Source organism: Streptomyces alkaliterrae, from assembly GCF_007097205.2.
In the GTDB taxonomy this organism is placed as follows: Bacteria; Actinomycetota; Actinomycetes; order Streptomycetales; family Streptomycetaceae; genus Streptomyces; species Streptomyces alkaliterrae.
Map to the genome: position 1 here is coordinate 1 of NZ_VJYK02000318.1, position 6,191 is coordinate 6,191.

A 6,191-nucleotide genomic window follows, 5' to 3' on the forward strand; every position below is an offset into this window, starting at 1 on the left:
CCGCCCCGCCCCGCCGCGCCGCCCCGGCGCGGCAACCGGCATCACCCGCGTCGGCCACGCCCGGCCCCGCCGGCGCGGCGTCGGTTCCGCAGCACCCAGAGACCCTTGATCATCAGCGCGCTGACGGCCGACGCACAGGCACCGACCACCAGGCTGGGGACGGAGACCCACCAGTCCCCCGCCCGTGCGGCCAGAATCCCGAGCACCAGGCCGCCAGGCCCGGCAACAAACTGGCAGATCCCCCAGCGGTGCAGCATGTAGCCGACCGGAACCCGGTCGCCGTTCGGCCGGAACGGCAGCAGACGGCACGTGACACGCACGGAGAGGCTGTCGCCGCTCCCACTCAGCCGCCCTGCGGGGTCCTGGGACACCTCGACACCCCTCGCACTCGCCGCCCGTCCGGTGCCCACGGGAGACCCCGGGCGCCGACGGGGAATCTACCCCGTGCCGCCGTGCCCCTGCCGGGGCGGGGCGTGCCGTCGGAGTCGGCGGGGTGCTGGCAAGCGGGATGAGCCGCTGGCCCTCACGGCACGGCGTGCACGCCCGGTAGGTGAACACTCGCCTCACCTCACCCATGCCCGTAGTGGCTCGGTGTCCAGGGTGATCCCGACGGGAGGCGGCAGGTCAACGGGCTTACCGAACGGAACAGTTCGCGTCCTCGCGTATCGAACGCTGCCCGGCTCCGAGAAGACGGTGATCGTGCAGTGGTCGCGGTCGATGAGCAGATGGACGGGGATGCCAGCCTCGGCGTAGATACTCGGCGTGTCGGGGGCGCGCGGGGTGATGTCCGCGACCATCAGCGCGAGGGCCGGGTCCGCCCACTCCGGGTGGCCGACGAAGGCGTTGCTGGGTGCGAGCACACCGTCGGGGCGGGCGCGGCCAGACCGGCCGGTATCGATCCTGAGCCCCTGATCGTGGAGCCACAGTTCCGGGCACGCCCCGACGCAGGCACGCGTCAGCCACTGGACAATCCGGCCGTGCGCCCCGTCCGGCGCAGGCCTGACACGCAGGGTGTCGCGGACGAACTCCAGGCGGGGACGTTCTAGAGATCTCACGGCGACGCGCGCCAGCTGCTCGAACTCGGCCAGCAACTCTTCATCGGCCATGCTCGCGCCCCACACCCTCGCAGGCCCCCGAGCAAGGCCGGTTTGCCCTGGACAGCAACCCCGGCGACCTGCTGTCCGTCACGACGCAGATGCCCTACTGCCAGTAGGTGGGGCGCACGTACTTGGCCCCTGTGACAGAGTCGCGTACAACCGATGGCAGCTGGGACTGGCGCAGCTTGGTCTCGCTGATGGTGAAGGCGGACGGAAGCAGTGCGCTCAGTTCCCCGGAGCGCCGATGCGGTGGAAACGCCGGAACGATGGTCAGCTGCGGATTCACTCGTCTGGCCGATCGGACGGCCGGACAGAGGTCGCTGTCCGCGCTTACGACGAGCACCGCGTCGACCTCAGCCGCGGCTGCTATCTCCATGAGGGCGACGGCGATGTTGACGTCCGTCTCCTTCTCCTCGTAGCTGATCCAGTCGGCGCCGCACGTGCGACAACGCATGCGCTTGCGCTGGTACCGACCCTTGACGACGGTCAGCACACCGGGGTTGTGCGCCTCAAGGGCTTCGAGGTAGGTCCGCTGACGGTCGGCAGCGTCAGCATCGTCCAGCACGGGTGCCGTGAAATAGCGGACGTCGACGATCTCGTCGCGACGCCGCAGGCGAGACGCCAACTCCACATGGTCCAGCCACAGGTAGCGGCGGCCTCGCTGCTTCTTCATGCCGTGGTACAGATTGAAGCCGTCGACAAGGACGGCGGTCCTCCCCATGCGCGCTCCCTCGCGTCCGCGGACCATGCCGCGCCGGAGGAGCCCGTGCTAGCATGTGGCCATACCCCCCCGAGTGCGCGAGCGTCTCGGGTTGACGGCCCCGAAAGGGGCCGTTTTTGTTGCCTCGGCCACAGTAGCAGAGGATTCTCTCGACAGGTTTCACTCAGGGGTGCGTAGGATTCCCTCATGGGTGAGATTCCAGCCAGCGAGATCCGAAGCGCACGCGAGGCGCGCGGCTGGGGTCAGGGGGAGCTGGCCAGGGCGCTTGGCGTCGGGCAGCAGACAGTGAGCCGCTGGGAGCGAGGAGTGACGTCTCCCAGGGGTGAACTGCTCGATCGGCTCCGCGCTGCCCTGGGGATCGGGGGCACCGAGACTCCCCCGCGCAGACCCCTCCTGGAAGAGCTTCCCTTCAACCGTCTCGACGCGTATCAGTTCGAGCAGTTCTGTGCCGCGCTCGCCGCACGGCTGTATCCCGACGCCAGGGAAGTCCAGCGCTGCGGGGTCAGGGGCGACCCTCAGCACGGTATCGACATCCGCGTAGTGACGGCTGACGGGGAGCGCGTCGGCATCCAGTGCAAGAGGTACCTGAAGTTCCATCCGGATTCGTTCAGGAACGCGGTCCGGAAGCTTGACCCCGTCCTTGCCGGAGTCGACCGCTGTGTCCTGTTCCTTTCCACGCGGGCGAGTGCCGCCGTCCAGAAGATCTGTGACGGGCTGGACGAGTGGACGATCTGGGACTCGGAGGTCCTGTCACGCGAGGTAGCCAGGCTTCCCCGTGAGCAGACGCTCACGCTGCTGGACCGCTACTTCCCCGACATGCGGCAGGAGTTCCTGGGCGTGCGGACGCCCAGTGTGTGGCAGACCACGGAAGAGGCCTTCCGTCCGCTGCCCGGTACTCATGACTTCCGACTGGTCGGCCGGACGGAGACCTTGGAAGCGCTGAGAGCGTTCGCGGGCGGCGGCGGCGAACCTCGGGTCGCCGTACTGACCGGAGCCGCAGGGCAAGGCAAGAGTCGACTGCTGTACGAACTCGCCCTGCGGCACGATCGCGAACAACGCGCGACCACACGTGTGCTGCCGCCTGGACCGCTCTCCCCGGAAGAGTTCGAACTTCTACCGACGATCGATCATCTGCTCGTCATCGTCGAGGACGCTCACGACCGGGCGGACGACCTCGCCATGGTCGTGAACGGAGTTCTACGAGTTCGCCCCCGTGCCCGAATGGTGGTCGCGACTCGGCCGTACGGGAGGCCCGTGGTCCAGCGGGCGCTCCGCGCCGCTCATCTGGATGAGCGAGATGTCCCCGGGTGGGAACTGCCTCCACTGCGGCTCGAAGAGGCAGAGGCACTGGTTCGTGAGGTCATGGGCGAGGGCGCGGACCACTCCGCCCGTGTTGTCGCCCAGTTGGCCGCCGACTCGCCGCTACTGATGGTGAACGCTGCTATCGCGATGCGCAGAGGAGATCTCGACCTCCGAAGGCTGCAGAGCCATCCCAATGTGCGGCGGTTGCTCCTTGACGTGTTCGTGCAGTCCGCTCTGTCGGGGTCCGAACAACCCGACGACGACCGAGCCCTGCTGCACGCGGTGGCCGCACTACAGCCTGTTGCCGTAGACGTTCCTCACTTCCAGGAGGCGTTGGCGGGCCTGCTGCAGATGCCGTTCACCAGAGTCAGCCCTCGGCTCCTCAGGCTGACTGACAGCAGGGTCCTCGTCCGGCGCGGTGCCTCCGTGCGGATTTCCCCCGACCTGCTGGGGGATGTACTCCTCGCCGAAGCGGCGATCAATCCGGAGAACGGCTCGCCCACCGGGTACCTGCGGCACGTCCAGGAACAGGCGGACGGTGAGGCGCTGTCGAACGCGCTGATCAACACCAGTCGCGTCGAGTGGCAATGGAGGGCCGGCCGCTCCCGCCAAAGTGTGCTCGCCCCCTTGTGGGCCGGCTTGGAGGCCGACTTCCAGCAGGGTGGCGCGGATACCCGCGTGGCGCTCTTCCGCCTGCTGCGGAAGGTCGCGCCCTTCCAGCCTCAGCGGGTCCTCGGCCTGATTCGGTGGGCGCTTGCCCACCCGACGACCGACAACGAAGGAAGCGACGAGTCCGGCTGGCTCAAACCCCGCAGCCAAGCCGACGTCATCCGCGAAGTGCCGCGTGTACTCGAGGCCGTGGCTGTCGATCTGGACCACCTACGTACCGTGTACGACCTGCTGTGGTCGCTGGGGCGGGAGGACAAGCGGGCTCTGGGCCAGAAGCCGGACTCGCCGCTCCGCATCCTCCTCGACCTGGCGGCCTACGCGCCGGGTAAGCCTCTGGATTACCAGGAGATCCTGCTCGAAGCCCTGCCGGACTGGTTGGAGGAAGCCGCACCCGATCCGGCGGACCGCATGCCTCTTGCACTCCTCGATCCCCTGTTCTCGAACACGGCGGAGACACGGACGATGGACGGTTGGACTCTCGCTCTCAGGCGGTACGCGGTCGACGCTGAGGCGGTGGCACCGGTCCGGCGACGTGCGGCATCGATTCTGCTCAATCAGTACGCGGCCGAGGACGAGGTGCGCGCGACCGTCGCCGCCGCCACTCTCAGGGAGGTCCTTCGTCACCAAGGCGAGGACTTCGAGCCGTACAACGTCGAGCTCCTCACCGAACTGGCGACTCGTGTCGACGAGGCGCGGCCTTCCCCTTTCACCTCACTTGAGACACGCCGATCGCTGAGCTGGTCGGCAAAGCACGGCACGACTCCGGTCCGCCGGTTGGCGCAGACCATCATCGACGCGTTGCCCGCAACCGCGGCACACCAGCTGGCGCTCCTCCTTCACACCGCGGTCTACGAGGACGCGCTCGTGCCTCGCGCCGAGAACGCCGAGGTGGCGGAAGGAGTGCTGAGCTACTGGGCAGCGCTCCGCCACGCCGCCGTGGAGGAACTGAGAACACGACCAGCCGACCAGGCGGCCGCGCTCCTTGTCTCCCTGGTGGAGACAGGGCGGGAAGTCCTCGCCGACCACTCGGAGGGAGTCCGCGCACTGCTCAAGGAGGCGACGAGGGAAGCCCCCGACCTGTTCCCCGCCCTGCTCGACGAGCTTGCCGACGCGCAAGAGGGAACAGTACGAGTCATGCTTCCCCCGGTGCTTGCCGCATCCTTCGAGACCAACGCACTCCGCGCCGTGGAAACCTGCCGAAGGATCATCGCCGACGGCAGCTCAGTGGAGGCCTGGTCTGTCACCAAGGCACTCCAGGAATGGGTCAGTCAAACGTCAGCAGGAACAGCGGACGTGCTCGATGTCACCCGGGCGCTGTCGGAGCATTCCGATCCGGTGGTGCGTGCCGGTGCGCTCAACGTGGCCGTGGCCATGTTGCGTACTGCGAGGGATGCGGCTCTGGCGCTACTCACCTCCGATCCACTCATCGAAGCCGGACCGCTGCCGGACCGTTTCTGGTCGGCTTTCACGACCGACGGCCTCCTCTCCTGGAACGACCTGACGAATACCCAGCGGACCGTACTCCTCGACCAGTTGGTCGCTCGTCCGACGCTGAGCAGTCACGTGGTGCAGCAGTTCTTCGCCCACCTCGCAGAGGCCGATGCCGACGCTGCGGTCGAACTCCTGCGCGCACGAGTTGAGCGCTTGGAGGGCTCTCAGGTCGACGAGTTCTTCCATCCGCTGCCCAGTAAGTGGACCGTTCCGCTCCCCTTCTCCGCCAGCCCGGAGCTTTCGAGCCTCACGCGATCAGTGCGGGACTGGCTGGCACAGCCACGGCAGGACTCCTGGTGTCGTGAGCTGCATGCCCCGGAGCTCTTCTGGACGCTGGTGGGATCTGCCGACGAACGTGTCCTCGGACTGCTTCTGGAGCCCTACCGGAATGGTGATACCGCTCTCGGCGAGGCCGCCGTCCCGCTGCTGAGAAAGCTGCCCAAGCACATCGTCTGGGACCGAGTCGACTTCGTGGCCGCACTACTCAAGTCAGCGTCGCGGCTCTCTGAGCGCCTGTTGCGGCGCACTCGAGAAAGCCTCTGGGCAGCGATCTTCGCGGGGGTCCGGACAGGAACGCCGGGCAAGCCGCACGAGGAGGACATCGAGATCCGCCGGCGCGCCCGGCAGATCCGTGACGGCCTTCCACGTGGATCAGCGGTCGACCTCCTCTACAAGACGCTGGAGGACAGCGCCCAATGGAACATCGACCGTGCGGCCGACGACCTCCCAGGGCCGCCGGTGTGATCAGCTGCGTACTCTCCGAGGGCAACGACTCCGGACGCCCTACGCGCCTGGGGGCGTGTCCGGGGTGAGGGTGGTGAGGATGAGGGTGAGGCCGTGGTGGAACTCGTCGGTGGGGTTGTAGTCGGAGGCGAGGGCGTAGGCGGCGGCTTCGGCGAGGTGGGGGTGGG

At 67.9% G+C, this 6,191-nt stretch carries 4 protein-coding genes; 1 reads left to right on the plus strand and 3 read right to left on the minus strand.

Translation table 11 applies throughout. The annotated features are described in order from the left end of the window. Positions 1-41: 41 nt before the first annotated feature. The 3 genes from FNX44_RS22455 to FNX44_RS22465 form a co-directional block, all read right to left on the minus strand. Positions 42-320, minus strand: a complete 279-nt coding sequence (locus FNX44_RS22455) for a hypothetical protein (protein ID WP_143650606.1) — start codon at positions 318-320, stop codon at positions 42-44. A 243-nt stretch (positions 321-563) separates the two neighbouring features. Next, positions 564-1,106: a Uma2 family endonuclease gene (locus FNX44_RS22460; protein ID WP_143650607.1), complete on the minus strand. Its 543-nt coding sequence runs from the start codon at positions 1,104-1,106 to the stop codon at positions 564-566. A gap of 94 nt (positions 1,107-1,200) precedes the next feature. Further along, positions 1,201-1,818, minus strand: a complete 618-nt coding sequence (locus tag FNX44_RS22465; RefSeq protein ID WP_143650608.1) for an NYN domain-containing protein — start codon at positions 1,816-1,818, stop codon at positions 1,201-1,203. A 186-nt stretch (positions 1,819-2,004) separates the two neighbouring features. Here FNX44_RS22465 and FNX44_RS22470 point away from each other — a divergent pair, with 186 nt between their 5' ends. Then, positions 2,005-6,024 (plus strand): helix-turn-helix domain-containing protein, encoded by a 4,020-nt coding sequence (locus tag FNX44_RS22470; RefSeq protein ID WP_143650609.1) that lies wholly within the window; start codon positions 2,005-2,007, stop codon positions 6,022-6,024. Positions 6,025-6,191 lie beyond the last annotated feature (167 nt).